The sequence below is a fragment of the Xanthobacter sp. BG11Y11_SDJG genome (assembly GCF_057364445.1).
The window spans coordinates 1-515 of the sequence record NZ_JBNFNU010000901.1 but is presented as its reverse complement, the minus strand read 5'-3'; the positions used below and the strand labels follow the sequence as shown (position 1 = coordinate 515).

The window sequence follows — 515 nt, the reverse complement described above, 5'->3', positions numbered from 1 at the left end:
GCCGCCTCATCGCCCAGGCCCAGGAGACGCTGGCGCGCTGCCCGTGCCGCGCTGGCCGGCTGGGGCGAGCGCCCGCTGCTCGTCATCAATCTGGGCGATGCCCGCCACTTCCGCGTGTTCGGCCCGACAGCATGTTCGGCGAGGTGCTGGCGCGCCTCGGCCTCGCCAACGCCTGGACCGCCGGCACCTCCTATGCCGCCTCGGCGCCGGTGGGGCTGGAGGCGTTGGCGCGCTTCGCCGATGCCGGCATCGTCATCCTGCCGCCCGTGCCGCCGGATGCGCGGCGCATCCTGCCGCAGAGCGCGGTCTGGCGCGCGCTGCCGAGCGTGCGCGAGAACCGCGTGGTGGTGCTCGGCTCAATGAACCCGTTCGGCGGCCTGCCCACGGCCCAGCGGTTCGCCCGGCTGCTCACGCAGGCGCTCACCCATCCGCCCGGGGGCGGCCTTGGCTGAGAGCTGGCCTACCGCACAACGCATGCGGCCGCGCCTGCCGCTGTGGCTGGCGCTCGCCGCCGC

General features: G+C 75.7%; 1 pseudogene. It reads left to right on the top strand.

Annotated elements, in window-relative coordinates:
* A pseudogene (locus AC2W7M_RS27205) lies at positions 1-452 on the top strand (hypothetical protein); the annotation flags it as partial.
* Positions 453-515: the final 63 nt, after the last annotated feature.